Origin of the sequence: Paenibacillus sonchi (genome assembly GCF_016772475.1) — a bacterium.
GTDB lineage: Bacteria > Bacillota > Bacilli > Paenibacillales > Paenibacillaceae > Paenibacillus_AQ > Paenibacillus_AQ sonchi.
Map to the genome: position 1 here is coordinate 1,093,542 of NZ_CP068595.1, position 25,427 is coordinate 1,118,968.

At 49.8% G+C, this 25,427-nt stretch carries 29 protein-coding genes and 1 pseudogene; 1 reads left to right on the forward strand and 29 read right to left on the reverse strand.

Features of this window, described 5'->3' with window-relative positions; genetic code table 11:
- Positions 1 to 48: 48 nt before the first annotated feature.
- The 5 genes from glmM to sigW form a co-directional block, all read right to left on the reverse strand.
- Entirely contained in the window at positions 49 to 1,389 is a 1,341-nt protein-coding gene (gene glmM / locus JI735_RS04955) for a phosphoglucosamine mutase (RefSeq protein ID WP_039832355.1), read from the reverse strand.
- Positions 1,390 to 1,499: 110 nt separating this feature from the next.
- Positions 1,500 to 2,960, reverse strand: coding sequence for a CdaR family protein (locus JI735_RS04960; protein WP_039832357.1), 1,461 nt, complete (start codon positions 2,958 to 2,960; stop codon positions 1,500 to 1,502).
- Positions 2,953 to 3,783: a diadenylate cyclase CdaA gene (cdaA, locus tag JI735_RS04965; RefSeq protein WP_020427140.1), complete on the reverse strand. Its 831-nt coding sequence runs from the start codon at positions 3,781 to 3,783 to the stop codon at positions 2,953 to 2,955. The genes JI735_RS04960 and cdaA overlap by 8 nt, the downstream gene beginning before the upstream one ends.
- A gap of 208 nt (positions 3,784 to 3,991) precedes the next feature.
- A complete protein-coding gene (locus tag JI735_RS04970; protein ID WP_020427141.1) occupies positions 3,992 to 4,606 on the reverse strand; it encodes a zf-HC2 domain-containing protein in 615 nt (204 codons plus the stop codon).
- Between the two features lie 122 nt (positions 4,607 to 4,728).
- Positions 4,729 to 5,295 carry an RNA polymerase sigma factor SigW gene (gene sigW / locus JI735_RS04975; protein WP_020427142.1) on the reverse strand — a complete coding sequence of 189 codons (567 nt, stop codon included), beginning with the start codon at positions 5,293 to 5,295 and terminating at the stop codon, positions 4,729 to 4,731.
- A 125-nt stretch (positions 5,296 to 5,420) separates the two neighbouring features.
- Here sigW and JI735_RS04980 point away from each other — a divergent pair, with 125 nt between their 5' ends.
- The gene (locus JI735_RS04980) at positions 5,421 to 5,567 is read left to right on the forward strand and encodes a hypothetical protein (protein WP_202677130.1); all 147 of its coding nucleotides are present in this window, start codon (positions 5,421 to 5,423) and stop codon (positions 5,565 to 5,567) included.
- 295 nt (positions 5,568 to 5,862) lie between these two features.
- On the opposite strand, the gene ppc is transcribed toward JI735_RS04980, so the two are convergent.
- The 24 genes and pseudogenes from ppc to JI735_RS05095 all read right to left on the reverse strand — a co-directional run bounded on the left by ppc (position 5,863) and on the right by JI735_RS05095 (position 25,325).
- The gene (ppc, locus tag JI735_RS04985; RefSeq protein ID WP_039832358.1) at positions 5,863 to 8,655 is read right to left on the reverse strand and encodes a phosphoenolpyruvate carboxylase; all 2,793 of its coding nucleotides are present in this window, start codon (positions 8,653 to 8,655) and stop codon (positions 5,863 to 5,865) included.
- A 299-nt stretch (positions 8,656 to 8,954) separates the two neighbouring features.
- Entirely contained in the window at positions 8,955 to 9,236 is a 282-nt protein-coding gene (locus tag JI735_RS04990) for a holin (protein ID WP_202677131.1), read from the reverse strand.
- A 98-nt stretch (positions 9,237 to 9,334) separates the two neighbouring features.
- Entirely contained in the window at positions 9,335 to 10,045 is a 711-nt protein-coding gene (locus JI735_RS04995; RefSeq protein ID WP_039832359.1) for a M15 family metallopeptidase, read from the reverse strand.
- Entirely contained in the window at positions 10,017 to 10,409 is a 393-nt protein-coding gene (locus JI735_RS05000; RefSeq protein ID WP_039832360.1) for a hypothetical protein, read from the reverse strand. Before JI735_RS05000 ends, JI735_RS04995 begins: the two co-directional genes overlap by 29 nt.
- Positions 10,396 to 10,593 carry a hypothetical protein gene (locus JI735_RS05005; protein WP_020426193.1) on the reverse strand — a complete coding sequence of 66 codons (198 nt, stop codon included), beginning with the start codon at positions 10,591 to 10,593 and terminating at the stop codon, positions 10,396 to 10,398. The genes JI735_RS05000 and JI735_RS05005 overlap by 14 nt, the downstream gene beginning before the upstream one ends.
- Position 10,594: 1 nt before the next feature.
- Positions 10,595 to 10,903, reverse strand: coding sequence for a hypothetical protein (locus JI735_RS05010; RefSeq protein WP_039832361.1), 309 nt, complete (start codon positions 10,901 to 10,903; stop codon positions 10,595 to 10,597).
- A gap of 297 nt (positions 10,904 to 11,200) precedes the next feature.
- Positions 11,201 to 11,332 carry a CD1375 family protein gene (locus JI735_RS36820; protein ID WP_267919160.1) on the reverse strand — a complete coding sequence of 44 codons (132 nt, stop codon included), beginning with the start codon at positions 11,330 to 11,332 and terminating at the stop codon, positions 11,201 to 11,203.
- 54 nt (positions 11,333 to 11,386) lie between these two features.
- Positions 11,387 to 11,710: an XkdW family protein gene (locus tag JI735_RS05015; RefSeq protein WP_051051535.1), complete on the reverse strand. Its 324-nt coding sequence runs from the start codon at positions 11,708 to 11,710 to the stop codon at positions 11,387 to 11,389.
- 17 nt (positions 11,711 to 11,727) lie between these two features.
- On the reverse strand, positions 11,728 to 13,326 hold the full coding sequence (locus JI735_RS05020; RefSeq protein WP_039833341.1) for a hypothetical protein: 1,599 nt from the start codon (positions 13,324 to 13,326) through the stop codon (positions 11,728 to 11,730).
- Between the two features lie 11 nt (positions 13,327 to 13,337).
- A complete protein-coding gene (locus JI735_RS05025; RefSeq protein ID WP_039833340.1) occupies positions 13,338 to 13,949 on the reverse strand; it encodes a YmfQ family protein in 612 nt (203 codons plus the stop codon).
- Positions 13,950 to 13,951: 2 nt separating this feature from the next.
- Positions 13,952 to 14,287 carry a hyaluronate lyase N-terminal domain-containing protein gene (locus JI735_RS05030; RefSeq protein WP_083886413.1) on the reverse strand — a complete coding sequence of 112 codons (336 nt, stop codon included), beginning with the start codon at positions 14,285 to 14,287 and terminating at the stop codon, positions 13,952 to 13,954.
- 12 nt (positions 14,288 to 14,299) lie between these two features.
- Positions 14,300 to 15,322, reverse strand: a complete 1,023-nt coding sequence (locus JI735_RS05035; protein ID WP_202677132.1) for a DUF2793 domain-containing protein — start codon at positions 15,320 to 15,322, stop codon at positions 14,300 to 14,302.
- Position 15,323: 1 nt separating this feature from the next.
- A complete protein-coding gene (locus JI735_RS05040; RefSeq protein WP_039833336.1) occupies positions 15,324 to 15,737 on the reverse strand; it encodes a hypothetical protein in 414 nt (137 codons plus the stop codon).
- Positions 15,738 to 15,741: 4 nt separating this feature from the next.
- A complete protein-coding gene (locus tag JI735_RS05045; RefSeq protein ID WP_039833335.1) occupies positions 15,742 to 16,800 on the reverse strand; it encodes a baseplate J/gp47 family protein in 1,059 nt (352 codons plus the stop codon).
- A complete protein-coding gene (locus tag JI735_RS05050; RefSeq protein ID WP_039833334.1) occupies positions 16,793 to 17,224 on the reverse strand; it encodes a DUF2634 domain-containing protein in 432 nt (143 codons plus the stop codon). The genes JI735_RS05045 and JI735_RS05050 overlap by 8 nt, the downstream gene beginning before the upstream one ends.
- The gene (locus tag JI735_RS05055; RefSeq protein ID WP_039833333.1) at positions 17,221 to 17,517 is read right to left on the reverse strand and encodes a DUF2577 domain-containing protein; all 297 of its coding nucleotides are present in this window, start codon (positions 17,515 to 17,517) and stop codon (positions 17,221 to 17,223) included. The genes JI735_RS05050 and JI735_RS05055 overlap by 4 nt, the downstream gene beginning before the upstream one ends.
- A gap of 5 nt (positions 17,518 to 17,522) precedes the next feature.
- Entirely contained in the window at positions 17,523 to 18,485 is a 963-nt protein-coding gene (locus tag JI735_RS05060; protein WP_039833332.1) for an XkdQ/YqbQ family protein, read from the reverse strand.
- A gap of 12 nt (positions 18,486 to 18,497) precedes the next feature.
- Entirely contained in the window at positions 18,498 to 19,178 is a 681-nt protein-coding gene (locus JI735_RS05065; protein ID WP_325175577.1) for a LysM peptidoglycan-binding domain-containing protein, read from the reverse strand.
- 22 nt (positions 19,179 to 19,200) lie between these two features.
- Positions 19,201 to 21,150: a phage tail tape measure protein gene (locus tag JI735_RS05070; RefSeq protein ID WP_039833330.1), complete on the reverse strand. Its 1,950-nt coding sequence runs from the start codon at positions 21,148 to 21,150 to the stop codon at positions 19,201 to 19,203.
- Positions 21,151 to 21,349: 199 nt separating this feature from the next.
- Positions 21,350 to 21,772, reverse strand: a complete 423-nt coding sequence (locus JI735_RS05075; RefSeq protein ID WP_039833329.1) for a phage tail assembly chaperone — start codon at positions 21,770 to 21,772, stop codon at positions 21,350 to 21,352.
- A gap of 174 nt (positions 21,773 to 21,946) precedes the next feature.
- A pseudogene (locus JI735_RS05080) lies at positions 21,947 to 22,410 on the reverse strand (phage tail tube protein).
- A gap of 1 nt (position 22,411) precedes the next feature.
- Positions 22,412 to 23,734: a phage tail sheath family protein gene (locus tag JI735_RS05085; protein ID WP_039833328.1), complete on the reverse strand. Its 1,323-nt coding sequence runs from the start codon at positions 23,732 to 23,734 to the stop codon at positions 22,412 to 22,414.
- 171 nt (positions 23,735 to 23,905) lie between these two features.
- A complete protein-coding gene (locus JI735_RS05090; RefSeq protein WP_039833327.1) occupies positions 23,906 to 24,319 on the reverse strand; it encodes a phage tail terminator family protein in 414 nt (137 codons plus the stop codon).
- A gap of 490 nt (positions 24,320 to 24,809) precedes the next feature.
- Positions 24,810 to 25,325 carry an ArpU family phage packaging/lysis transcriptional regulator gene (locus tag JI735_RS05095; RefSeq protein WP_039833338.1) on the reverse strand — a complete coding sequence of 172 codons (516 nt, stop codon included), beginning with the start codon at positions 25,323 to 25,325 and terminating at the stop codon, positions 24,810 to 24,812.
- Between the last annotated feature and the right edge of the window lie 102 nt (positions 25,326 to 25,427).

The window sequence follows — 25,427 nt, forward strand, 5'->3', positions numbered from 1 at the left end:
TCAAGCACTTCCTTCACCGGCCGAACAACTCTAACTTAATCTGATTAATTACACCAGTTCACGCTGAACAACATCAACAATGTGACCAACATAAAGATCCAGCTCCGCCTTATCCGGACCTTCCGCCATCACGCGGATCAACGGCTCTGTACCGGAAGGACGCACCAGCACACGGCCATTATCGCCGAGCTTGCCTTCCACTTCCTGAATAGCCGCTTCAATCGCCGGATTGTTCGGATAGTTGGTCTTATCCTGTACGCGAACATTCACCAGCACCTGCGGATATTTGGTCATCATCGATTTCAGCGCACTGAGCTTCTTGCCCGATGACTTCATTGTGTCCACCAGCTGGATCGCGGTCAGAATACCGTCACCTGTGGTGTTGTAATCCAGGAAAATAACATGACCGGACTGTTCCCCGCCCAAATTATATCCACCCCGGCGCATTTCTTCCATTACGTAGCGGTCACCGACTGCGGTTTTTGCCGTGTTCAGCGCCAATTGCTCTGTCGCTTTGTAGAACCCGATATTGCTCATTACTGTGGATACAATGGTGCCATCCTTAAGCTTGCCGGCACGGTTCATTGCATCCCCGCAAATGCAGAGGATAAAGTCTCCGTCGACTTCGTCACCATTCTCATCAATGGCAATCAAGCGGTCAGCATCCCCGTCAAAAGCAAGTCCCAGATCCGCGCCCTGACGCAGAACTTCCTCGCGCAGCGTCTCCGGATGTGTGGAGCCAAAGCCGTCATTAATGTTCAGTCCATCCGGTTCCGAACCGATGGCAATCACTTCCGCCCCCAGCTCTCTGAACAAGCGCGGCGCGAGTTCATAGGCTGCTCCATGAGCGCAGTCCAGTACCACCTTAAGTCCAGCGAAGCTATGGGAAATCGTTGTTTTAAGATAGTCCAAATATAAATATTTTGCATCATTATCTAGGCTTACTGTCCCCAGACCCGCACCTACAGGGCGCGGCAATTCATCGATTTCGGCATCCATCAGCTCTTCAATCCGCAGCTCGGTTTCATCTGTCAGCTTGAAGCCGTCTCCGCCAAAAAACTTAATCCCGTTGTCTTCAACCGGATTATGCGAAGCAGAAATCATCACTCCCGCATCAGCCTTCAGCAATCTGGTGATATAAGCCACCGCAGGCGTGCTTACGATACCCAGACGAATGACCCGGGCCCCAATGGACAACAGGCCCGCTACAAGCGCCGATTCCAGCAGTGGACCCGAAATCCGCGTGTCCATGCCTATAACCACCTTAGGCTTCTCCACATTTCCTGCCAATACATATCCTCCGCAGCGGCCGATGCTATAGGCCATTTCTGCAGTTAATTCACGGTTTGCAACTCCGCGCACGCCATCTGTTCCAAAATACTTACCCATCTGTTTTCTCCTTTAGAATACGCTGCTTCAGCTTAATGAATTATTGTATGAATGAATTCTTGTTTCGTGTGCTTCTGACTCACAGGTTAGACGCCGACCGGCTGAAAAAGTTACGTTCCATCCGTACTGCTTATATTGTTGCCAACTCCGTTAAGAGCACCTGAATTAGCACCGTTCTCCGGTACCCCTTCGGAAGGGGTTGGCGTGACTGTAGGCTCAGCAGTGTCCGGGCTCTGTGGAGGTGCTGTCGGGCTCTCTTCAACGAAGGCTGGCTCCGTACTTGGCTCAGGGGTCACTGCTGCACTGCTGTTATCCGGCGTTGCTGTGGGTTCCGGCGTGGCCGGAGCCAGCAGTTCTACCGTTGCCGTGAGCCGTTGCGATGCATTTGCGAGAGCAATGAACCTGGGCAGCGAGACATGCAGCGTTACGGCATGGTTACCGGCCGTGAGGCCAACAACATCCGCCACCACACTGATATTATTTTTGTCCAGCTGATTCAGCAAAGCCGGGGCTCCAGATACTGTCAGAGCAACAGCTTTGCTGGCTGGATCTGTGATCCGAGCGGATAGCCCGTTGTCTACCCCCTCCAGCTTAATGGGGATATTATCGATGGTTTTCTCGGCTACTTCCGAGGTCACTACAGACACATTCAAGACTGCAGGTTCAATCTTCACCGTGCCTTCCGGAGCAGGCAGCTCCAGCTTCAGCTCTTTTGTACCTGCGGAATCTATTGCGCTTAAATTCAGCGTTGCTTCATAGGAGGATAAACCGGCTAAGGACTCTTCGGTTCCATATACCGTTACCGTGTCCTGCCCGGGCAACACCCGGGACAACGCCAACGCTCCTGGAAGCTGGCCGGTAAAGCTGATGTCAAGCGGCAGGCTTTTGAATGGCATAGTGACCGGCAGATCCACAGTAACAGCGGACGGCTCGATGACCGCATCCTTAATCTCATTGCCGCTGCTGTCAACTGCGTACAGCTTCAGCTTTTTATCCTTAATCGTCTCGCTTTCTCCATCCAGTTCAATGGTCCCCTGTACCTTGGACACCTTGCTAAGCTCACTTGAAGCCAGCGTAACCTGCGCTTCCGCTGGATCTATGACAGGTGCACCCACCTGATAACCCGCCGCCGGCTTCCCTTTAGTAACGATGGAAACAGGAAAAGACTTGGTATTCCGCAGTTCCACACGGACATTCACTTCATTGGGGTTAATATCCTGCAGCGTCACTCCGCTCGGAAGTGAATAATGAAGCGGCAGTGTGGTATCCCCCGGTTGAATGTTGCTTAAATCAATCCACACTTTATAGGCATCCGAAAATTTATAGGTAAGATCCGATTTTTTGCCCAGGACCTCGAGTCTGACGCTTACGGCATCCTGGGATGTGATTACATATTTGTCCTCATCGAATCCTTTGACCTCTATCTTAACATTTTCGATAATTTTGGACTCCTTGTTGACCGTGGTCTGGCTGGTAGGTGCAGTATCTACATGGACGATGGTCCACAGGATAATCGCAAAGGCAAGGGCAAGAATTTTGTTAAAATTGTTGTTCTTCATCCACTTATCCATTGTTCTTATCCCCCTTCCGTTTCCAGAAAGCGGAGCTTTTCTCCTTGAGCGATGAAGTGGCACGCAGTTCCTCATACAGCTTGGAGATCAAGGATTCTTCCTTAATATCGCGCACGATCTGCCCGTTAATCGCCAGCGAAATCTGTCCGGTCTCTTCCGAGACTACAACGGAGACAGAGTCAGCTACTTCACTAATCCCGATCGCGGCGCGGTGACGGGTCCCCAGTTCCTTGCTGATAAACGGATTCTCCGACAGCGGCAAATAACAGGCGGCAGCGGCAATCTGCCCTTCCTGCATAATCAGCGCACCGTCGTGCAGCGGCGTATTCGGAATAAAAATATTGATCAGCAGCTCGGAACTGACCACAGAACGCATAGGAATACCGGATTCCGTATATTCGTTGAGCCCGGTCGCTCTTTCGAAGACAATTAACGCGCCTATTTTTCGCTGCGCTAAATAATTCACAGCTTTAATGACTTCACCGATCAGCTTGCTGATCTCTTCATCGTTCTCGGCAGCCCGTCCAAAAAACTTGCCCCGGCCAAGCTGCTCCAGCCCCCTTCGCAGTTCCGGCTGAAAGATAATAAATATCGCAAAGATCCCGAAGGTAAAAATCTGGTTCATCAGCCATTTGAGGGTATACAAATCGAGCAGTGTGCTCAGTGCCCAAATCACAACCAGCACCAGAATCCCCTTGAGCAGCTGAACCGCCCGGGTTCCGCGCACCATATTGAGCACTTTGTAAATAATATAGCTGACGATCAGTATATCGATTATATCTTTAATGGAATCTTTCCATGTCATGTCTGAAAAATAACTCATGCCAAAACCCCCGTCAATTCATATTAGCTGGGTTTATGTAAAATGTCTGTAAGTTCTCTAACATATCTAGGTTATAACGTTCCAGCCCAGGTTGCAAGTTTAGACCCGCAGGGATTCACCGCATGATATTTCCAGGCAGCAAAAAAGCGCCATCTTTCCGGAAAAAGAGGCGCAAATGATATTTCTGCTAAAAGTGACCAAGTGTTATTTAACGGTAGGCAACTTCAGAGAACATGTTCGTCACTTTATACCAGAGCCAACTTACCGCTTGGTCTATGCTTTTGACTTGCCCGGAGATATGGGCTGTTGAAGCCTGATACAAGGAGCCGTCGATCACCGTCACATTGCCGTTCACTTCACCATACACCTGAGTTTTACCATTCTCCACCGTCAGATCACCGGATATTGTTTTGCCGGAAGGTACAATAACCGTATCACCCTTGATGACAACCTGTTCCAGGTCACTTCCCCTGACAACAAGCTGCCGGTCCTGATTCCAAAAAGTAACGGAGCTCATCAGCATTACGAGAATAAATACGGACGCCGCTGTAAGCGCAGGATGCCGCTTGATCCAGGTAATAAAAGCCCGCTCCTTCTTGACATGCGGTAATGAATTCATAATCCGGCCTACAAGATCCTCAGAAGCCACAGGATTCTGGTGCATCAGGGAAAACATCAGCATATCGGTCTGTTCCAATTCTTTGAACTTGGCACGGCAATCTGTACAGGATAGAAGATGCTCCTTCAATTCCCTCTGCTGCAGTTCGGGCAAGTCGTCATCCAGGTAGTCGTGCATCATAGAGACGGCCAGTTTGCATTCCATAGGAGCCAATCCTTTCATGAGTGCTATTTAATTATTACATGGCAAAGGGGCAGAGCGCATAAGACTTGCTTAACTTACATACGTCGCTGCCCGTCAGGCGTTTCATAAAAAATAATCTATTTTTACATTTTGGGGCCTAATTTTTTACGTAAAAATTCCCGTCCGCGGTGCACGCGGGTCTTAATCGTAGTTACAGGCATATCCATGACGTCACTAATCTCCTGAAGAGATAAATCCTGCAGGTAGCGCAAAATCATCACCGACCTGTATTTCACAGGCAGGCTGTCGATGGCCTCATAGATCAGACTCTGCGTCTCGGAGAGCAGCAGTTCTGTTTCCGGGGTCACATTATCGCTGGGGATCATGGAATAGCCGTCAATCCCCTCCTGGTCATTCATCTCGGCATCCAATGAATACGTCGGCCGCCGCTTGCGGAGCCGGTCAATACAAAGGTTCGTGCCGATGCGGTAGATCCAGGTTGAAAATTTCTGTTTGTCATCGTAACGGTCCAAATTCCGGTACACGCGTAAAAACGTTTCCTGAACAATATCCTCCGCCTCATGGCGGTTGTTCAGCATCCGGTAGGCCAAATGATATATTTTGTCTTTATATAGTTCCACAAGCTCGGCAAATGCCCTTTGGTCGCCCTTCAAGGCGAGCTTTGTCAATCTGCCTTCCAAATTCTCCACCGATTAACTCCCCCAGACTTGCCGCCCTTGGTCGTTCATCTCTTGATTGTCCACGGTACAAGCTCTTAAATCGTAATTCAAGTTTGTGTAAAAATCAAGGATAGTATTGTTACCTTCTATATATATTGGGCAAAAGCAATTGCACAGTAGGGGCAGGTGGATACGGCGGTATTCAGGAATATCCGCAGATTCATCGCGGCTCCGTGGAACATTTGGATTTCCGGCCGCTGTTATTGTCAGATTTCCTGATTGAAGCCGCGAGCAGCGGTTGAAATCTGACAATAAAGGCGAACGCTGACGCTCCTACAGTTCCAAAATTCTTCTCCATGCCTTCTCCTCACCTATACCCTAGCGTTACTTTGCCGCTTTGCCCAAAATCCATATCGGCAACAATGGGCAGGGGCAAAAGGCAGGAAGCTGCTTGATCCTTGCAGCTTCGTTTTTTGAATCCGTCCCTACCGGATTCCCAAGTCCCGGTTACCAAAGCAAAATCCCCGTCCGGCCTCCAGTACAGAGGCGGACGGGGATTGGGAAGCGGACGGGCCGGCTTCCAGGTCCACTATAATATCAGCCGGTATTCCGCAGTCCGGCGGCAATGCCATTGATTGTAAGCAGCACCTCGCGCAGAAGCTCGGCGTCATCGCCCTCGGCTTCACGAAGGGCTCTCAGCTCAGACAAAAGCTGCACCTGCAGGTAGCTGAGCGGATCAACGTAAGGATTCCGCAAGCGAATGGATTCCTGGATGACAGGAACGTTATCCAGAATATCCTGCTGTCCGGTGATCTTGAGAATCAGCTCGGAGGTCAGCTTGAATTCCGCTTCGATCTGTCCGAAGATGCGCTGACGCGCCTCCTCATTTTTGCCCATGCCGGCGTATTCCTTGGCAATAATCAGATCCGCCTTGGCAATCGCCATTTGCAGAGTATCAATTAACGTAGTGAAGAACGAAAATTTTTCATACATATGCTGCATGATCTTCAGGTTCTCTTCCTTGTCGTCGTAGAAGCTCTGCAGCCCCGTTCCGGCAGCGTACCATGCAGGAAGCAGGTAACGGCTCTGTGTCCAGGCAAAAACCCACGGGATTGCACGCAGATCTTCAAAGCGGTCGCTGTTCTTTCGTTTGGAAGGACGCGACCCAATATTAAGCTCTCCAACCTCAGGAAGCGGCGTCGATTCCTTGAAGTAGTTCAGGAAATCCGGATCACGGAAGATCAGGTCCTGATATTTGCTCAGTGATACTTCAGAAATCCGGGCCACAATCTCTTCCCATTTAGGCTCGTACAGATCAGCCTGCGGTGATCTGGCATTAATCGCTGCCGTGATCAGCGCGGAGGTTGCCTGTTCCAAGCTGCGGTAGGCGATTCCCTGCATCGAGTACCGTGAGGAGATGACCTCGCCCTGCTCTGTAATCTTAATGCCGCCGCCAATCGTCGAGGCCGGTTGTGCCAGAATACTGCGGTTCAGCGGCATGCCTCCACGGCCAAGGGCTCCGCCGCGGCCATGGAAAAATTTCAGTTTGATGCCGAATTCATCCGCCGTAGCCGTAATTTCCTTAAGTGCCACCCGCAGCTCATAGTTGGCGGTAACCACGCCGCCATCCTTGTTGCTGTCCGAATATCCCAGCATGATCTCCTGCAGGTCATTCATCGCCCTAACCGCATCACGGTAGATCGGCAGGTTGAGCAATGTCCGCATGATTTGCGGTGCATCATGCAGATCGTCAATGGTTTCGAACAGTGGCACAGCCTGAAGTGTGCAAACAACCGTTCCATCGTTGTCTTTGCGGAATAAGCCGACTTCCTTGGAGAACACCATAACCTCCAGAATATCGCTCGCAGCTTCAGCCATACTGATCAGGTAGCTAGTGATACATTGTTTGCCGTACTCCTCTTGCGCCGTAAAAATGGCACGGTACACAGCAAGACATTCCTCCGTGCTTTCGCTGTAGGTCTGATACGGCGAAGTTAGCGGACGCGGATCATTCAGCAGTTTTTCCAGAAGCTCGATCTTCTCGCTCTCCTGCAGTTTGGCATAATCCTGCGTAACATTCATTTTGGCCAGAATCTCGGTCATCGCATTTTCATGCTCCTGGCTGTGCTGGCGGACATCAAGAGTTGCGGTATGGAATCCAAACAACTCTACCTGGCGAATCAATTTCTTAATGTAGGTATCCGCAACATAGTCGGCATAGTGATGCCGCAGACTGCGGTCAATCACATTCAAATCATCTATAAATTGCTCCGGTGAAGCGTAGCGCTCAGGCGTACCTTTTTTCTCATCATCCATAACGTTCTGTGTCTTCGCGATCATATAGGCAAGCTTAATCCGGTACGGCTCATTATCATTATGCCAGGATTTCGCCTTATCCAGATGAATAATGCCCCGATCCAGTTCAATGGATTGCAGCAGCTCCGGCGTTACCTTAACGATGCTTGTACTAAAGCTCAGATACTGCATCAGTTCGCGCATAATGCGCTGATATTCCCGAATCGCCAGCTTACGCTGCAAACGCAGAGTCTGTAAGGTCACAGCCGCCGTTACTGAAGGGTTGCCGTCACGGTCCCCGCCGATCCACGAGCCAAAACGCAGATAGGTTGGAACATGCCAATTCTGGCCCGGATAATATTTGCTTAGACATCGTTCAAGTTCTTGATACACATCCGGCAGCACCTGAAAAATCGTCTCATGGAAATAGTACATTCCATTGCGGACTTCATCCAATACCGTAGGCTTGCGGTCACGCAACTCATCCGTCTGCCACAAGGTAATAACTTCATTCAGCAGCTTCTCACGCAGCTGTTCGCGTTCCCGGAATGTCAGGGTAGGGTTATCCAGACCCATCACATCATCGGAGATACGCTTATGAATATCAAGGATCGCCCGCCGCATGGCTTCCGTAGGGTGAGCCGTCATGACCAGCTCCAGTGACAGGCCGTTCATGATCTCATGAACATCCTCGTGTGAGAAATCCCGCTCGCGGAGCTCCTGAATCGCGCTTTCGATAGAACCAGGCTGTACAGTCTCCCCGGCTGAACGTTCGTAGTCGCGTTTTCGGCGAATCCGGTGGTTCTGCTCGGCAATGTTCACCAATTGAAAATAAATAGCGAACGCCCGTATCACCTGGTGTCGATTCTCAGGATCAAGTGAATTGATTAGCTCCTTGAATTCATTGTGCAGTTCAGGCAAAAACAATGAGCGCAGCGATTTGCTGGTTTCGCGGATCTTCTCTACGATCTCCAGCAGTTCGTTGCCGCCTTGGTGAACCAAGACTTCGCCCAAAATATTCCCCAGGAACCGTACGTCACGCCGCAGCAGATTGTTAGAGTTGCTTTTGCTCACGGCAGTCGTAAGTTCGGTCATGCTGCTCCCCCCATCCTCTTCCGGATCAATGCTTTTAACATTGTCTATTTGAAGCTTTCCTCATATCATACAATAAAACTGCCCGGAAATCTCCAACTTCATTACGCGGTAAAGCGATACAGCAATTACGATTATACACCAATCCGGCTGTTTATACAGTCTAAAAAAATATATGTAGCTCTTCCTATTTATGCTGCCTGATCTGCGTCGGGTTTATGTAGTTTTGGTGTAATAATATATCACGCAGAAACACAAAAAAAGCCAGCTCCAGGGAGCCGGCTGTCAATTAAATTCACGCTTTATTTTGAAGTGGTTCCCGGGCGGTCATTGAAGGCTAATTCAAATAAACCTGTCGCGGATAATCCGGCAAGCCCCCCTGACCATAACCGGAGCGTAAGCCCCAGGTCGGTAAAAGGATACGCAGCAGCCCCTATGAGCAGCCCAATCCCAAGTCCGATAAAAGGCACTGCATTGCGCGGAAGATTGATATTATTTTTGATCAACTGCACCAAGGCAAGTGTAAATACCGCTAATACCGATGCAAAAGCCAATACATTATCCAGAATATCACTTTGGATCATAAAAGTCACTCCTTTCAGTTTCGCGTTTATCATTCAAATATGTTAATATTTCCAATCCAGGGTGATTATTGCTTATTATTCATAATATACAGCTGCGGTTATTCTAGCGGCCATTTGCCACTTGTAATCTCAATAGTTTGGGTAACCGAATCATAACCAACCGAAGCTCCCAGCGCCTCCGCTACAGCACGTACAGGCACATAAGTTACACCGTTCTCTAACCGGCCGTCGGCTATTTTTGCGCCATTTACTTTTACTATTGTAATCACATCACTATTCAGATTCTGTTCCTCCTTAGTCCTTCCGTTGATTAGCTTATACGCTGCTTCCACCGCTTGTAATGAAGGCTGTACTCCCGCTCGCAGCTTGGAAAGCGTTAATCCGAAGCTCATCTGAAAATGGGGATAATCCTTTAGACTCGTCCAGTCTCCACCCCATTCAAACCCCAGTCGCTTAGCCTGCTGCACCACCTCCAGCCAATCCGCTGCCTGATCATTGTCTCCGTCGCGCACCATGTCCCAGGACACGCTTGAGCCATTCGGCAGCAGCAATGCAAAATCAACCGCCAAGCCATAATTGTGGTAGCTCTGTCCTCCCCGGGCATTGGTAACAATCGCCCCCGGCTTCGTGCGTCCTTGAGCATAGAGCGCATCCTGCTCAGCAGCCGTCCGGAGTCCTTGCGTAATGAGGATCGGGACACCGCAGGCGTAACTGCGTTCGATTAGAGCACCCACTGCTGCGAGTACGACGGGATGCAGGCCGATTAGGCGGGAAGCGGATTTATTTTTGATTTGTGTCAGGGTCAGCATGGCTTGCTCCTCCCTTCTTGCCCTCCTGGAGAACAATGAACAAATCTTGACGTTTCGTTAACACCAATAAGGTTAGGATCAGCAGCCCAATCGTGGTTCCGGTCTGGGCAACCGCCAAGGCCTCTGTTTGGAGTGATGCCAGCACAGCACCTGCTCCAGGCACTGCAGTGAAGCAAATCCACAAGGCGATTGCCATTTGGAAGGTGTAGGCACTCAGAAAGAAAAAGGCTGCCACCATAAACAGGCTGACCGCCTTTGCCCGCAGACGTCTGCGAAAATACAAAAAAAGCGCAGCTATCAGCAGCAGCGCACAAATCAAAGACATCGAATATGCAATTAACAGCAAAACATCAATTACGCCCATTGTTGACACCCCGATCATAGATTAGAAATTCGGCAAATCCGTTATTTTGGATCTCCTCCTGAATCTCTTTGGATACGTCCTTATATCGAAGGATAGAGAACATTACCCGGGCCGAGGCTTGGGTCAGCTCCCTTTCCTTTTCCCGGTGCAGGGGCGATAATCGTTTGATCCATCTACTCAGCACGTTATCCTCCCCGATCTTCTTCATTTACTACATTCACACCGCTTGATGTGTAATCAACTTTCAGTCTCTGCAGCACTTCAAGCGTGGGTGCCATGAAATCTGAGCGTTCTTTATCCAGAATATTTTGCAGACGGTCCCGGTCTTCTTCAGCCCGCTCGAGCAGTTCACGCGGCACCAGATTCCCTTTGACAATCGAGCGCAAAAGCACCAGAACAATCACCAGCAGGATCAAAGCCACGATATAAGCCAGCCCATATTTATCAGCCAGGGGAAGAATTTTCTCCAAGTTTGCAATATCGTTGCTGTCCATTGTTTCACCCCTTTCTTTTTAGTAGGTTGAACTTTAGATTTTCATATTAGGTCTGGTCGTAACTGCGGGGAATGTTTGGACTTCCGGCCGCTGTTATCTGCAGATTTCTTGAATTTATACCGCTTTTCGCGGTGGAAATCCGCAGACAAAGGCGGACGCTACCGCTCTTCCAGTTCCAAACTTCTCCTCCGTCACTTTCCCCTTAATTGATTCTCAAATTCAATATATATAGTTTTAGAATAATCCCCTTGTCCCCGGGGGCAAAATAAAAACGCCACAGCGGGCGCCAGCATTACCCTATTCTTCTTTGGCCAGATATTCAAGTCCGCTATCCACCAGGATTTCTTTTACGCCAGCTTTCAATGTAGCCGGAACTTCAACAAACTTGGTTTTCCCCAGGATTACACGCTGTGCGAAAAACATAGTCATTAAAAATCACCTTCTTCCCATTTTGACCTTCAACCACATAGAACAGGCTGGTTATTACTGATAGACCCTCATCGCCATCTCTGCAATAATATCTTCAATAAAGTCAGCCCGCTCGGACAGAGCATTGTTTTGCGACTTCAGCAGAAGATTCTCCTTTTGGAGCTGTTCAAGTTCAGTAAGTTCCGGCGGCTTGTTGGCTTCGGCTTCCTGGTAGGCTTTCCAGGCTGCTTGCAGTTCAGCTTCTGTGGGTTTGGGTTTGTCCAGATTCCAGGCGGCGATGTATGGGCCTTTTCCGTCTCCATCGTCTTGTACCATAAAATCCTTGGTTGGGTCTGCACTTGGATACATATATAAGATTGCTAAAGCCGGATTCAACATGTCATTTTTCTCCTTATCTATGCGATTCTTGTTACGTCGATAAATGTATCAGCGCCAGCGCTCAACGTGACCGAGTGTGTAGTATAAAAGTAAATTTCAACATAATCTCCGGTACCAAGGTAAAGTGACGCAGATCCGTTCATGTAGTAGTTTCTGGCAGTAGAACTTTCGTTATCCTTGTAACCAAGACGGTAAAAGTCAGAGCCCGAAACTCTTAACACAAGTTGTATGCTCCCTGTTGCTGGCAAAGAGAGTACGGTAACACCAGTGTTAATATTGTAAATCCCTGGCGCTGGAGCTACAAATCGATATGTGCCAGATGAAGTTTGGAAATTCCCTAGATGATCCTTAATCTTTGCATCAAATATTATTTTGCTCCATACACTTGGAACCATAACATATTGCTGCGAAAGTTGCACTCGTGCATGGACTCGTTGATCTTGTGTATTATCGCCCCATGGGTTGATAACCCCAATTCCTTTCGTGACCATTCCGCCCTCTACTGAGATTTGCATCAGAGTAGAGCCTACATAAGTTCCCGCTATGTGTATTCTACCGCCGTATGCCGCCTTGTGCCCTACATTATTAGCCGATCCGCCACAATCCTGTACAAATATTTCACTATTTACGTGAGCATAAAAAGCCGCATCTGTCTTCCCTGAAACAACACAACCATTCAAGTAAACCTTTGCGTTTTCGACGTATACGCCGAAGTTAGATGTACTTACATCTGTTGTGCAATATTGAATAAATGTTTCGTTTGTATTGGTTACATAAATTGCTGAACCAGTTGAAAATGTTGTTTTAAATCCAATTATTTGTACGCGGCATGCATTTCTCATTGAAGCAATCTGTCCTGTAACGATATAAGTTGATGCGGCGGAAGAAATTGATCCTGCCACTGAAAGCGAACCGCGACCAGTGAATCCATATATAACTAATGATTCTGTATAGGTTCCAGCGCCAACCATTATGTTAACGGTATGGTTTACAACTGACGGAACCGCATTAAGAGCTTTCGCTATCGTCCTAAACGCCCCACCCGCCGTATTCGCCAATCCATTATTACCATCGTTCCCATCCGTACGCACATAATAGGTAATATCCGCCGTCGTCTGCTGCGGGGTTGTCGCCAGAGGCGCTTTACTGTTGAGTTGTCCCTGTATCCCGCTGGTGACTCCATCCAAATACCCAAACTCCGCATTCGATACAACGCCAGTGCCGATCTTGGTTGCATCGATTGCCGCAGCCGCGTTAATATCCGCATTTACAATAACCCCGGGAGCAATCGCGGTAACCCCATCCCCTGTGCTGGTCACATCCCCGGTATGATTGGGATGCACATATTTATTGGCTCCGGCCGCTATTCCGTCCAGCTTCGCCTTATCCGCTGCGGCCATCAGCCCGGCAGCACTGGCAGTGGCTGCAGCTGTGGAAGCCTTAGCGTTCCAAGCGGTGCGTTCCGCCGCTGTAATATGCTTTACCGTATCCACGGTATGATCCTGCACATTTTTAACGGCAGTATCCAAAACATCCATATTGCCGTTCAAATCGGCGATATCAACTATATCTGTGCCATCCGGCTTTTTCAGCCCCAAATTGCCCGTAGTCTGCATAGTTCACACTCCTATTCGTATACTCTTAATTCATTCCATGTTCTGGCGTGCGCAGCATTCCAGGTGAGTGACTTCAGCGAATTCCACCAGGTATAGCTGTACACAAACTTATAATCCAGATGGGCAGGCTTAATCTCTTCTATGATTTGGATTAACCCTGCCATGTTCTCCGGGATGCCCAGCGTCCCTACAAAACGCACCTCAAAGCTGTACGCTCCCGGCACCTCCACAACCTGAACATCCCCTCCGGAAAAAGCGGACGCCGTCCGCCGGATCATCTCCGGCGTAGTGGTCCCGCTTCCGCGCAGCTTGGCTTTGATCATTTCCCGGCGGGCGGCATAGGATTTGGTATTGTCTGTGGTCAGGGCCAGCACCTTTTCCCAGCGCGCAAGCCCCCAGGTTGCCGACTCCACATTCGTCTGCAATGCTGAATCCTCTATCGAATAGGCCAGCTGTCCGCATTCCGCAGCATGGCTATCCTGGATCTGTTCCATCTCAAGTACACCCTGATAATACTCCGGCAGGTATTTCATCAGGTCAGGTTTGCTAAATTCCGGCCCGTCTTGTGTGGCGGGACTGGAAGAATAGCTTAGGGTCCCGTATAAATTCTCGCCATAGGTCATAGTTACACCCCTTTAAGCTGATTCCAGCTCAGCGGACCTTTAGGCATGTACTCATGCGTATGAGCCGCTGGCGGATACACCGCCGGCTTCCCGTCTACCCCTGACCAAGGTACGGTATCCGCCGCCTGCGCGTAATCCACTTTGCCGTTGTTGTTGGTGTCATAGATGCTTTTCAGCATATCACCGGTGCTTTGTGAAGCTACAAGCAGTTTGTTGACACTGCCAGTTCCGATATAGAGCTTGCCTGTATCGGTGCAGAACCCGAGTTCGCCAACAGCAAGAGTTCCCAGTGCGCTTTCTTGGCCGCGGCGGATTTGAATTAAAGTTTTCAGAGCCATTATCATCGCCCCCTAGAATGTGCCGCCGTCAATAGCACCCACCATCAGCCGGTTGCCATTAACTGTGTCGTATACGATGCTGCTTCCATCTACATTGGCCGCTACACCGTTCGCATCGACGGTGATCCCTTTGCCGGCGGTCACTGCAATCGCATCGGCGGTCACACCAATCCCGTAGCCTGCCCCAATGTTCAGTGTTACTGAATCGGCTTGTCCGCCCCCGGTAAGGCCATTGCCGGCTGTAATCGTCTGTAATGCTCCACCCGTACGAACCCAGGCACTGCCGTTCCAGCTATAGATTTTCTGCTCATCGTCAACATAAGCCGTCCAGCCCACAGCCGGTGTATAATACACCCATGCCGCAGATTGATACTCGGCAATTTGACTGGTTTTGCCCGCCCAGACGCCTGTTGCCGCCGCAGGAATAATGTAACGGTCGCCCTCCGCAGGACTCACCGGGGGAATGGCCAGATTCTGGTCCTTCACTGAACTCTGCGGCTCGATGTTATGCTTGGCCAGCTCGATCTCATTCCTGATTTTTTGTGCTGACCACAGATCGGTAATAGCCGTTCCCGCATCATTGATTACACGGTGCTTGGACGCATCGTCGATATGGGTTTTGATCTCAGCTGCAGTTTTGATATTTGTGCCGTCAGAGATCTTATTTACATGTCCTGCCGTGATGTCTGCCTTCAGTACCTTGGCATAGGTTGCCCCATCGGCAACCTCGTCCACTGACCCTGTCAGATCACTCAGCTTCTGCACATTGATCCGGCGCCAGGCCGCGCCATCGTCAAAATACAAATAGCCGCTGTTCGTTCCGCTGGTTACAATGTATACCCGCCCCGCAGAAGCGGCTGCCGGACGTGAAGCCTCCGGACCGGACATCGCCCGGCCAACCATGGAGTTGGAGGTGCCGTCACCAATATAGACTTCCTTGGTATCTGTGCAGAAGCCCATCTCGCCCGCCTGCAGAACTCCATAAGCGGCAAGCTCCGCCCGGGTGCCGCGTTTTACTTGAATGGTTTGTGCCATTTTACACCTCTCTTCTAAAAGATCCTCCGTCTATGCGTCCCGTTGCCTTGTAGCGTTCCAGCTCCCTTTGGGCAGCAGTCAGCCCCCACTGCAGGACATTGATATCATCGGCTTCCACAGTATCGCCCGGTGTCTCATAAGTGACATAGACTTCAGGGACCTCGGCAAAAATCTTAATCATCCTCCGCCAAGGCGTTTCATCCGGAAAAGAAACCGAGAAATTCCGCAGCTCCACTCCGCTGTAACGGGAACCTGTGTACACCGCAATGCTCTGGTTGTTAATGTTGTCATGCGCGAGCAGACCGCTGTAAACCCCATCTGTAAGCAACAGTTTCTCCTCAACAACATAGCTGCCGCCGTTTGCTTTTTTGTTCAGCTTGTCCGTAAATTCATCGATCTGCTGCGGGTATCCCATCAGCCTACACCTCCAGCGCGACGCTGCTGAACAGCGGCACTTCAGTTTCGCTTAGAGTGACATTGCCCGTTACGCCGTTCAGCTTCAGCCCGCTATAGTCGACAACGCCTTCTGTATCCAGCAGCAGCGAGCCAATTACAGATTGGCTGATATAGGACGCAGTAAAGGCCTTTTCCTTGCGGTATTTCTCCAGGATCTCCTTAAAAGCATCGATTACCGCCTGCAGACTATAACCGGAAGCAAGTGTAACCTTGGCGCTCACGCTGATGTTTTTCCCGGCTGCAGCCGCCACAGTCACTACCGCACCCACCGGCGCTTGGCCTTCACCCTGTCCAGAGACAGGATCGATATATTGCTGCACCTGGGACACCAGCAATTCTGAGGCAGGCCGCTTCGCGGCATCCACAATGACCACCTTTACCGTCTTCGGTCCATTCCATAACGGAAAAACCCGCGCTCCCCCTACGCCGTCTATTTGCAGCGCCCATTCCATATAATGATATTTGTTGCCGCTCGTTGACGGGCGTCTGACCGACTCCAGATAACGCTGGCGCAGCGCCTCGTCATCCTCGGCATTTTCACCGGGAATCAGCAGAGCTGTTATCTCTCCGCGTGTCAGATCAGGAATATAATCAATAGGCAGCAAGGAGCCAAAATACCGGTTGCCTTCCTCCCCCGCTGTTTCGCTCTCCAGCCTGTAGGTTCTCGGAGCCAGCTTCTCCACCGCCGTATAATGCAGCAAATCGAGCGAAAAACGGCTGCCCGGCGGAATATCCAGCAGTTCATTAGCACTGTTATAGAACATTGCTTTAAGCTCGGCCTTGCTTGCGGCACGTCTGGTTATTCCCGACCAGGCAATGCTGCGTTCCAAATATTCACCAGTAGCCGTATCCGCGAAAAACAGATTGCTGTTTACATCCAGCTCAATATACATCTGGGCCATTTCGGCGGCCGCCGGAGCCAGCGCATCGTAAATGATGCTGCCTTCACGTTTATCCAGGCTGGATGGCACCCGGTCCAGCATCCGCTCAAGCAGAGCCTCGAACGTCTGATCTTCATACACCCTCACTCATCTCCTTTCTTAGCTCGAAATTTCCGTACTGCGTAATTACCTTGCAGCTAAAGCTCAGATTATCTCCGTTAAAAGAAACCTTAGTGTCCTCCAGCCCGATAATCCGCTCATCCTGAAGCAATGCTTCACTGACAATACGCCTGATTTCAGCTCTCACCAGCAGCCTGTCTTTTCCCAGCACAAGACCCCACTCAGTCCCGTAATCAGAACTGTAGATCAGATGCTCATAACGGTCTGTCCGCAGCATTTTGGCCACTGCCTGCTGTACAGCTTCAAGGCCGTCCAACCGGCTCGTAATTCGTTTTTTGTCCCAATCCATTCTGTAGGTCAGACTGGACATTTCAGTGTTCTCCAGGGAGGTGTCTCCTTCAAGAGTTGCGGTGATCGGGCCTGCATTTCCAATTACGGGTATCATACCGGATCCACCAGCCTGTCCAGTACAACATAACTCTGCCCGCCCTGCATCCGGACCATCAGGACACGGTCACCCTTCTCAAGCCCCCGGCGCAGAACAATTTCCCGTCCCTCCCATTCGAGCTTGCTCTCCATGACCGATTCGGGAAGCACCAGAGCAGCGCCGGACAAAATAAACCGCTGGTCCACCTGAATCTGCAGCGGTGCTGCCACGGTTACCGTCCCATACGAAAAAGCCACAGGGTTGGTACTCCCTACGGCGCCGAGACTTGCTTTTTTAATAATATCGAGCATTATTTCTACACCACCTTTATATCCAGGGACATGGTATGCTCCCCGCCAGAAATCTTATGGCTGCATTGCTCCACCAGAAACAGCCTGACATCCAGCGCATCCAGCAGCACATAAACCAGGTTGCCTGCACGAACCCGCAGATCGCCTATGGCCTGTACGGAAAGACTTGTTTTTTCCCGGTTATGCAGCTTCAGCAGGTTGTCTGCGTTCTCTTGAATCTGTGCGGCGTTCGCCTTGTCATCGGCTTTTTTGTAGAGATGCAGAATACCCCAGCGTTTCACATTCTCCGGGTCGCTGACCGGGTAGAACTCCCGCTTGCCGCTCTCTTTGTTGTCCTTATAGAGATAGATCGTATTGTAGGTATCATCATCAATGCTTTTTTTGAGCGAATAGTCATAAAGATAATGCCCTGCTCCCAGCACCAGATCAAGCTTCATCGAGTCCATTCCCCGCAGCGTCAGCTGGCCGAAGTCATCATAAAAAGCCATTAGCCGCCCCTTCTTCTCCAGCTCACCGCCAATAGCCCTCATAATAATATCCAGCAGCTTCTTATCATCTTCTATTAAAGAAGGCATGCGGTATGTGGTTTCTTCAAGCACTCCGGTCTTCAATCCGTAGTCCTTGGCAATTTTTGTAATGAGCTCACCGGCTGTAACATCCTGAAGCACGTAGCTTCCGTTGCCGAGCAGATAGCGGATCTGGTCATAAGCCGTCAGCTTGATCTGCTGGTCACTCCCGGTCTCAATGCTGAACACGAAGCCGTAGAACACATTGATGCCATCTTTGCGGAACTGGACAATATCCCCGTTGCTGATCTTAAATTTGGGGTGCTGATAGATGCCGCTGTCGATAATAGTCATGTCCAGCGTTGCCGGCTTGCCTGCCCGGGACGTCTTCCAGGAGAGATCTGAGACAATCCCGGCAATATCCCACAGGAGTCCTTCTTTATTTTTCAACAGCAGTTCCATACGCTTTCCCTCCTACGGCAGCTTAAGGACTTTGCCGATGGGGAGCTTTTTCAGCTCACTGTCCTTGATGCCGTTAAGCTTCTGTATCACCTTATATTTCTGGCCATCACCGAGAACCTTCTTGGCAATGCTCCACAGACTGTCGCCCGCTTTCATCGTGTATGTTTTGGGGGCCGCTTTATCACTCGCCCGCTTTGACTCTGCCTTAACTTGGCCCTTGACGATCTTTACAGGACTGGCCTGGTAGAACACGTACTTTTTGAGGGATAGTGAATACTCCACGTCACCGGAGGTGCCCGCGCTAAGCTTCCAAGTAAAGCCCTCGATACTCATGGCCATATTCAAGGCCAAATCATTCGGTATGGCTGAGTCATCCTGCTCCCCCTTCAAGTTTACCCCGGACAACACAAACCGGATCGGCCTGCGGCTCTTCATCCATTTCTGGATCATCTCTACATATTCAAAAGGCCGCAGCAGCCGGTTAGGCCCCTCACTGCGCACCAGCACAAAAGGATAATGCTGCGCCGGGAAGATACTCTCAATCGTGATCTCCGTCAGCTTCGGATAGGCAATGGCATTGATTTCACCCAGATCGACAATGGTATAGCTTTTGCTGTCTCCCGACTCTTTGATTTCCAGCGTCTCCGGATTCACAGGCAACCGGAAAAGATCCTCCAGCTCATTAAAACTCAAGAAAAAACCGTATTCTTCCACGTTACGTATACACCCCCTGCGCCGTAGAGACAAATTCCTCATTCAGCTTTTGCCCGATCTTGTTGATGATCGTATCGATGTCCCCGGCATTGTTGATGTTCCCGGTAGTCACCTGCACTGTGGGCGTCAGCTCCACAAAGTTCTGAATGGCCTGAATCTCCGCCAGCTCGCGCATCATTTCGAGATCTTCGCTGGAGATGTCTACGGTGTCGTTGATGGAGCCGACCTCATTTACCCTGTTCACATTGTTCAGGTTGCCGCCCTGATTGGCAAAAAGACCGGCAGTGTTCTGAATCTGTTGCCCGTCTGCTGGCGGTTTTGTTAATTTCTTGGCATCGCGCCCTTTATCAGAAAATGCACTCGAAATACTTTCGACCTTGTTGTCTGTCCATTCTTTAGCCTGTGTATAGCTGGAGTTAAAAGCATCTTTCGTATCCACATACTCTTTATGCTTCGTTTCCTGCTTAGTGATATCCTCAGGAGGCTCCAGTGTTTTGAATTCTTTACGGTACTTATCCACCAGCTCGCTGGCGGCATGGGGAACCTTCAGCCCATCCAGATCAAGCTTGATAGTGCCGATCCCCATCTTATCGAAGAAAGGAATTTTGCTTAACGCTTCAGCCATGCCGTTGAACTTGTCAACCACCCAACGGATCGCCTCTACCATAACCTTCACAAAACCATCAGCAAAGCTCTCAACACCAACCGCCATATTATAGAGGACATCCAGCGTACCCATACCTAAGCCATATAACAATTGCTTCACAAAAAGAACAGCAGCATTAAATCCATTAACAATGCCATCCCAAACCACATAAAATCCATTTTGCAGGCCTATCCAAATATTTTGGAAAACCGCCATCAACCAGCTGAACGCCCCCGCGATAGCCCCTACAACCTGCCCCGCCGATATCCCCAGGTTCTGAAAGATTAAGATCAGAGCCGCGATTACCGCAATCACGATTAGAATCGGCCAGTTCGCAGCCAGCCAGGCTGCAGCAAGCAAATATACCTGAACGATCATTTCCGCCAGATAGACAACCGCTATCGCGATAAGAATCGGCTCAATAATCGCCCAATTCTCCTGCACTACACCAACCAGCCATAATAATCCATCCACAATCATCCCGATTACATTGGCTATCACCAAAAAGCCATTTGCCAATGCGTCAATCGTTGGGGCCAGTTGGCCGGAGGTGAGCGCTTGATTCAGTGTATCCATTACAGGCCGCAGGGCCCCCAGCGCCTTTACACCTATTTGGCCCATTGCCTTATCCACATTTTTATTCAACTTGTTCCAGTCTGCAATATCTCCTGGTTTTACAGCAGCCTTGACTGCCTTCTCCCCGAAAGACTTAATCTTGTTGAACGGGGTAACCCAGTCCGCAGTCTTCAAAAAATTCAGTATCTTGGAATCTGGCTGTGGCGGCGTTGGAGGGGCCGGCGGAACCGGAGGCTCTTTTTTCAAATTGATCTTGGGTGTAGGTACGGGTTCAACTTTAACTTCAGGCTTCTTTTCCTCTTCCTTTTCTTCCTTTTTTGCTTTCTTTTCGAACCCTTTCCACCATTCCACCTTTTTGGCCTTTTCTTCTTCCTTCTTAGCCGCCTGTACGGTTGGAGAAGCATTCAGCATACGCACCCCAAGCTGCTGGGACTGACTAACCTGCTGACTCTGTCCGACAACAATGTCTCTGGAGACCAGAATCTGCTGCGGCATTCGCTTGAAGCCTTCCAGCAGCGTATCATTAATATCCAGCAAAGATTGGTTAACTTTGTCCAAGGAGCGGTTTAATTCATCGCTGGAGCGTGTAAGTGCGGCTTGCATTCCCTTAATCGAACGATTAGCAAAATCCAGCTGGACACCAATGCGCAGGGACTGTTTATTTATCACTTTCCAGATCGCAAGCGACTTGACCGGAAGCATCACCGCTTTAGAAACATCTATTCTCATTCTTCCACCCCCTTCATCCCCTATCTCCTCTTCCCCTTGCTCCGCGAATGCTCCCGCTTCTCCTTCTCCACCCGGACAGCGATCATCGCATAGATGGCAGCCCGTTCGCGTGAGGACAGCCTCATCAGTTCATGCGGCAAAATATGCAGCTCATGGAGGGCGTAGTAGGCCAGGTTGGCCTCACTGTCGCCCCCGTTAATTAGTTTTTTACTTCTTCCACCAATTCGTTCATATCGGTGCCGAAGCCGTTAAGCGCCTGAACCCGTTCACCAAGCGCAGCGAATTCGCCGGGCAGCAGCATTTTACGCAGCAAGGCCTCTGCACCAAGCACATTATAGGAACGCTGCAGTTCCGCATTTTTCAGATCGGGGTGCACTACGCTCGAAGTCATCAACTTGGCCATGTAGTCATTGGGATCAATCTCGGAGGTATACACCCCGCTTTTTCCCTTAACCTTGCGGGTAGCCGCCTTGCGGCATTCCTGGTTCTCATCCTCGGTCATACTGCGCAGCTTCCAGGCCACGGGTTGGCCCTCTTTATCCTTAAAGCGCTGGGAAACCACAAATTCCTCCGTTGTATCACAAGCCACATTTTGCGCAAAAAACATACTTAATTCACTCATGATGATCCTCCTAAAAGTTATATGAAGCATTATCTGCTTGAGCTTCTCCGCAATATAACTCGCTTCGGAAGCATTTGCTTAAGTTTATGGGCTTAAGTTTTACCGGACAGACAGAGAAGAGACCCGCCGCCTGCCGCGTCCGGGCCGTTCTTGCTCAGATCTGTATTTCTCTTATTACTGAAGAGCAGGGCTGCCAAATGCCTGGGCAATCTGCACATCCTCAAAGGTAAAGCTGACTTCTTCCTCCAGCGCATCCGACTCCGTATCCAGTGAAGCCATAATTACACTGTCCAGGTTAACACCTTTCAGAATGATCCGCTGCGCCCCGACACTCGATGAAGGATCATCATTGGTAACCTCAATATCGAAGTACTGGTCCACACCGGTATGCATGTAGTCAAGCATCATTTGACGGAAACGGCTGGTCATATAAAAAATCGTCATCGTGCCGCTACCCGACCATCCGGTCGCTTTATGCTGCACCCCCGGCGTCCGAGTGTTTTCACTTCCGCTTTTGTTTTCTCCACGGTAGCCTCAAGCGTTTTTACATAGAACATCTCTTCTGTTTGTGTACCAATCACAGCGTAAGCACGGCCTTCCTGGCCGGAAAGAGTATCGCTAGCCTTCAAAAATGCCATCTTAGACCACCTTCACTTTCATATATACTTTTTCCACGGAATCGACTGGTTTTACAGCTACATCCACAACGATGCTGTCACTGTCCGTACCGGCAGCAACCACAACATCCGTCTGGGCCTTAAAATCTTCAATCGCCCCGATATTCTGCAGGTCATTCATATAAGTCGCACATTGCGACCAGAATAATGTCCGGCCATCTTCATTATTGGCAACCTTGCCAATATAGTACTTTTCAAAGATAGACTTCAGATCATTTGCAATTCCATCCAGCACACGGAGTACACGGTTTTTGGAGAAGGCTCTGCCTTTATCCGGTGCATATGCTGTAAAAGTGTTGATATCCTGCTCTACAACAGCCCTGCCGCCGCTGTAAGTGAAGAGGAATTCACCGTTCAGCAGGGCATCTGTCGTCTCAGAATGGCTGAGGCGCACATCGGCGTCTACGGCATCATCATAAGCTTGATAAGTTAGAGACTCGTTTACGGCAGCAGCTGCCGTGGCACCGGCTACCCAGGCAACCGCATGCTCACCATCAATTGCAGTCCCATCGCTGAGTACTACCCCATTTTTCACACTAATAATGCCCTCATGGCCGGCAGCAGCATAATCAGACACTACAGCCTGTACCTTTTTGCCTTCCATATCCCGGAGCCGTTTCACAAAAGCGCTATACAGCGCCTTCAGTGAATTGTCCTTGGACAGCAGCCCGACGGTCTGAAACTCTTGAACTTCAAGGGCACCCAGGAAATCACTATGCGCAGCGTTCGTTACTGTACCGCCCGCTCCACCCGCAAGACGTATACCTGCCGTCAGGGTCAAGCCTTCAGTCCCGTTCTTCTGGAACGTAACATAATCATTAGCTGCGAGTTCATCGGCGTCGCCGACAGTTTGTTTGTCCAGCTCTGTTCCAGCCAAGAGTGTTTTTACATCGAACAAAACATTATTTTCAATATTTTTTTCAATGATTACAGAGATATCATTCCCACGCTCGCCGCCGTACTTGGCCGTAACCTGCAGACCATTATTCGTTACCGTTGCTTTCACGCCTTCATTCAATCGGTATAGCAGCACAGTGCTGGCCCGCTTCAGTGCTTCACGTACCGGCAGCAGGGTGGGATGTCCCAAATCGTAGCCAAGCAGCTTTTCAAAATCCTCCTGGGCTGTAATCTTTGTAATGACTCCCGGTGCTCCCCACGAAAGAGAAAGCGCGAGCGCTGTAATGCCGCGTGTCCCCATTTTTCCAATTGCACTCTGATTTGATGCTACATTCACATACACCCCAGGGCGCACCTTATTTTGCGTTGTCCATGTTCCACCAGCCATTAGATAACCTCCTTAGTTAAAAAGCTCTTCAGTTGCTCTCTTGCTTCTTCCAGCGTGTAGCTCTGATCCTCCAGCAAAATAACATTCAGCACATCTTTTTCCCCGGGGAAAAGTGCAGCGAGTTTACAATCTGCTTTGTGCTGAAGGCTGTATCACTAACTTCATTTGTATTCATTTCAGCCTTTCTCCTCCCGTCATATGCCTCATAGGCACCCTCTCCACTGCTGCAGTTTGCAGATAGATCATGAAATCAGCCGTAAACAGCGGCCCTTTCCCTTCTGTGCCTGCCTCCCAAGCCTGTCTGATTACGCGAAAGGCCTCGCCTTCACGCTCCATTGAAGCCAAAGCTTCACTTAATCCATCAGCCATATTCTCCGCATTCAAGCGGCTGCCTTGTTCATAACGGATACCAAAACGATAGACCGCCAGATATCTGCCTTCCCGCTGCCTGTCCAGAGTTGCCGAGATTAACCCAGGCTCAAAATAAGCACCCTGCGGCTTTTCCCCGCTGACATATACCGGTACGTCCGGAAAGTAGCGGCCAAGAGCAGCATTGATATGATTCCGCAATTGTTGTACAGACATATTAAGCATCCTTTCCTGACCCTGCTGGCACGGTCACCCGATGGCATTTACCTTTAAGTCCATTAATAGATAGCGCTGTATTCCCCCTCATAGGTAAATTAAAAACGGATATATCCCCCTCTGCAGGAGTAATATCCGCCTTGTTGTGGCAGGTGCCAGAAGAAGCTTTCACCGCGAAAAATCAATCATTCGCCTTTTAACGAGGCTGAATCCTTGGAGCATTCATGCTCCTGCGGTGTTCTTCTGCTTCATTTGCCATGCTAACATCATACCCCCTTTATATCCGCATGGAGCCGGTATTAGGACGAGATTAGAGAGAACATTGAGAGGATTCTGGGCGGTTTTTAGGCGGTGATAACTTAAGTCCCTTTCGATGGGCTGCCAGGGTACATTCCTCCCCAACAAAAAAAGCTGCATCATCCCTTCGGACAATACAGCCTTCGCTTTTTATTTGAACTTCAATGTTTTATTTATTTTACACTTCACACCCTTAATATACGCTGGGCAGTCCCTTGCTCATCAGCTCCTCTTGCTTCATAGATGATCCGTTTTTCATTAATGAATCGAGCGATAACAGCCCCAGATCCGTCAGTGCAAGCGCCATCTTGTAGAATGCCTTAGACCGTATTTTAACATAGGTATCCTTGCTGACCGGCGGATCAAACACATGATTGTACACGGTGTAATCATATACCTCATCTCTACGCATATAGCGTTCCCGCACGAGCTGCTGCTCCCGCTTGTCCAGCCTGTCCACTACAGAATCCAATGCAGCACAGTAGGCTCTTCTTGCGGCAGGAACATCTACGTTATGAGCGGCTATGGCCGCAGTCTGGTCAGTAATGGTATGGGTCGGACCGTGAAATCTCTCGGAGTAGGAATACGTAATCCCCGCTTCCTTTGCTTCAAAAGTAACCGTCTTAAAAATACGGTACTTCTCCAACATGCTCTCTATAGTGGTTTGAGTACGACGGCGGTCCAGTTCAGGTAAAGAAGATAAATTCATCATCATATATGCACTCCTTTGCATTTGGGCTGGTTTCGGATGATTATTGCAGAAGTTTCCTGTGAGATGTGGTAAAATTCTCATTGTTCGTATATTGTTCGC

Bases quoted from the DNA above. Each gene is read 5' to 3' on its own strand.
- JI735_RS04970 (WP_020427141.1), bottom strand. From the start codon at position 4,606: ATGGAATGCAAACTGGCCGTCTCTATGATGCACGACTACCTGGATGAC.
- JI735_RS05085 (WP_039833328.1), bottom strand. From the start codon at position 23,734: ATGGCTGGTGGAACATGGACAACGCAAAATAAGGTGCGCCCTGGGGTG.
- JI735_RS04995 (WP_039832359.1), bottom strand. From the start codon at position 10,045: ATGCTGACCCTGACACAAATCAAAAATAAATCCGCTTCCCGCCTAATC.
- glmM (WP_039832355.1), bottom strand. From the start codon at position 1,389: ATGGGTAAGTATTTTGGAACAGATGGCGTGCGCGGAGTTGCAAACCGT.
- JI735_RS05050 (WP_039833334.1), bottom strand. From the start codon at position 17,224: ATGATACCCGTAATTGGAAATGCAGGCCCGATCACCGCAACTCTTGAA.
- JI735_RS05070 (WP_039833330.1), bottom strand. From the start codon at position 21,150: ATGAGAATAGATGTTTCTAAAGCGGTGATGCTTCCGGTCAAGTCGCTT.
- JI735_RS04960 (WP_039832357.1), bottom strand. From the start codon at position 2,960: ATGGATAAGTGGATGAAGAACAACAATTTTAACAAAATTCTTGCCCTT.
- JI735_RS05095 (WP_039833338.1), bottom strand. From the start codon at position 25,325: ATGAATTTATCTTCTTTACCTGAACTGGACCGCCGTCGTACTCAAACC.
- JI735_RS36820 (WP_267919160.1), bottom strand. From the start codon at position 11,332: ATGACTATGTTTTTCGCACAGCGTGTAATCCTGGGGAAAACCAAGTTT.
- JI735_RS05015 (WP_051051535.1), bottom strand. From the start codon at position 11,710: ATGTTGAATCCGGCTTTAGCAATCTTATATATGTATCCAAGTGCAGAC.
- JI735_RS05055 (WP_039833333.1), bottom strand. From the start codon at position 17,517: ATGCTCGATATTATTAAAAAAGCAAGTCTCGGCGCCGTAGGGAGTACC.
- JI735_RS05090 (WP_039833327.1), bottom strand. From the start codon at position 24,319: ATGTCTGTACAACAATTGCGGAATCATATCAATGCTGCTCTTGGCCGC.
- ppc (WP_039832358.1), bottom strand. From the start codon at position 8,655: ATGACCGAACTTACGACTGCCGTGAGCAAAAGCAACTCTAACAATCTG.
- JI735_RS05060 (WP_039833332.1), bottom strand. From the start codon at position 18,485: ATGGAACTGCTGTTGAAAAATAAAGAAGGACTCCTGTGGGATATTGCC.
- JI735_RS05020 (WP_039833341.1), bottom strand. From the start codon at position 13,326: ATGCAGACTACGGGCAATTTGGGGCTGAAAAAGCCGGATGGCACAGAT.
- JI735_RS05030 (WP_083886413.1), bottom strand. From the start codon at position 14,287: ATGGCTCTGAAAACTTTAATTCAAATCCGCCGCGGCCAAGAAAGCGCA.
- JI735_RS05040 (WP_039833336.1), bottom strand. From the start codon at position 15,737: ATGGGATACCCGCAGCAGATCGATGAATTTACGGACAAGCTGAACAAA.
- JI735_RS05000 (WP_039832360.1), bottom strand. From the start codon at position 10,409: ATGGGCGTAATTGATGTTTTGCTGTTAATTGCATATTCGATGTCTTTG.
- cdaA (WP_020427140.1), bottom strand. From the start codon at position 3,783: ATGAGTTATTTTTCAGACATGACATGGAAAGATTCCATTAAAGATATA.
- JI735_RS05075 (WP_039833329.1), bottom strand. From the start codon at position 21,772: ATGAGTGAATTAAGTATGTTTTTTGCGCAAAATGTGGCTTGTGATACA.
- JI735_RS05025 (WP_039833340.1), bottom strand. From the start codon at position 13,949: ATGACCTATGGCGAGAATTTATACGGGACCCTAAGCTATTCTTCCAGT.
- JI735_RS04990 (WP_202677131.1), bottom strand. From the start codon at position 9,236: ATGATCCAAAGTGATATTCTGGATAATGTATTGGCTTTTGCATCGGTA.
- JI735_RS05010 (WP_039832361.1), bottom strand. From the start codon at position 10,903: ATGGACAGCAACGATATTGCAAACTTGGAGAAAATTCTTCCCCTGGCT.
- JI735_RS05035 (WP_202677132.1), bottom strand. From the start codon at position 15,322: ATGGCACAAACCATTCAAGTAAAACGCGGCACCCGGGCGGAGCTTGCC.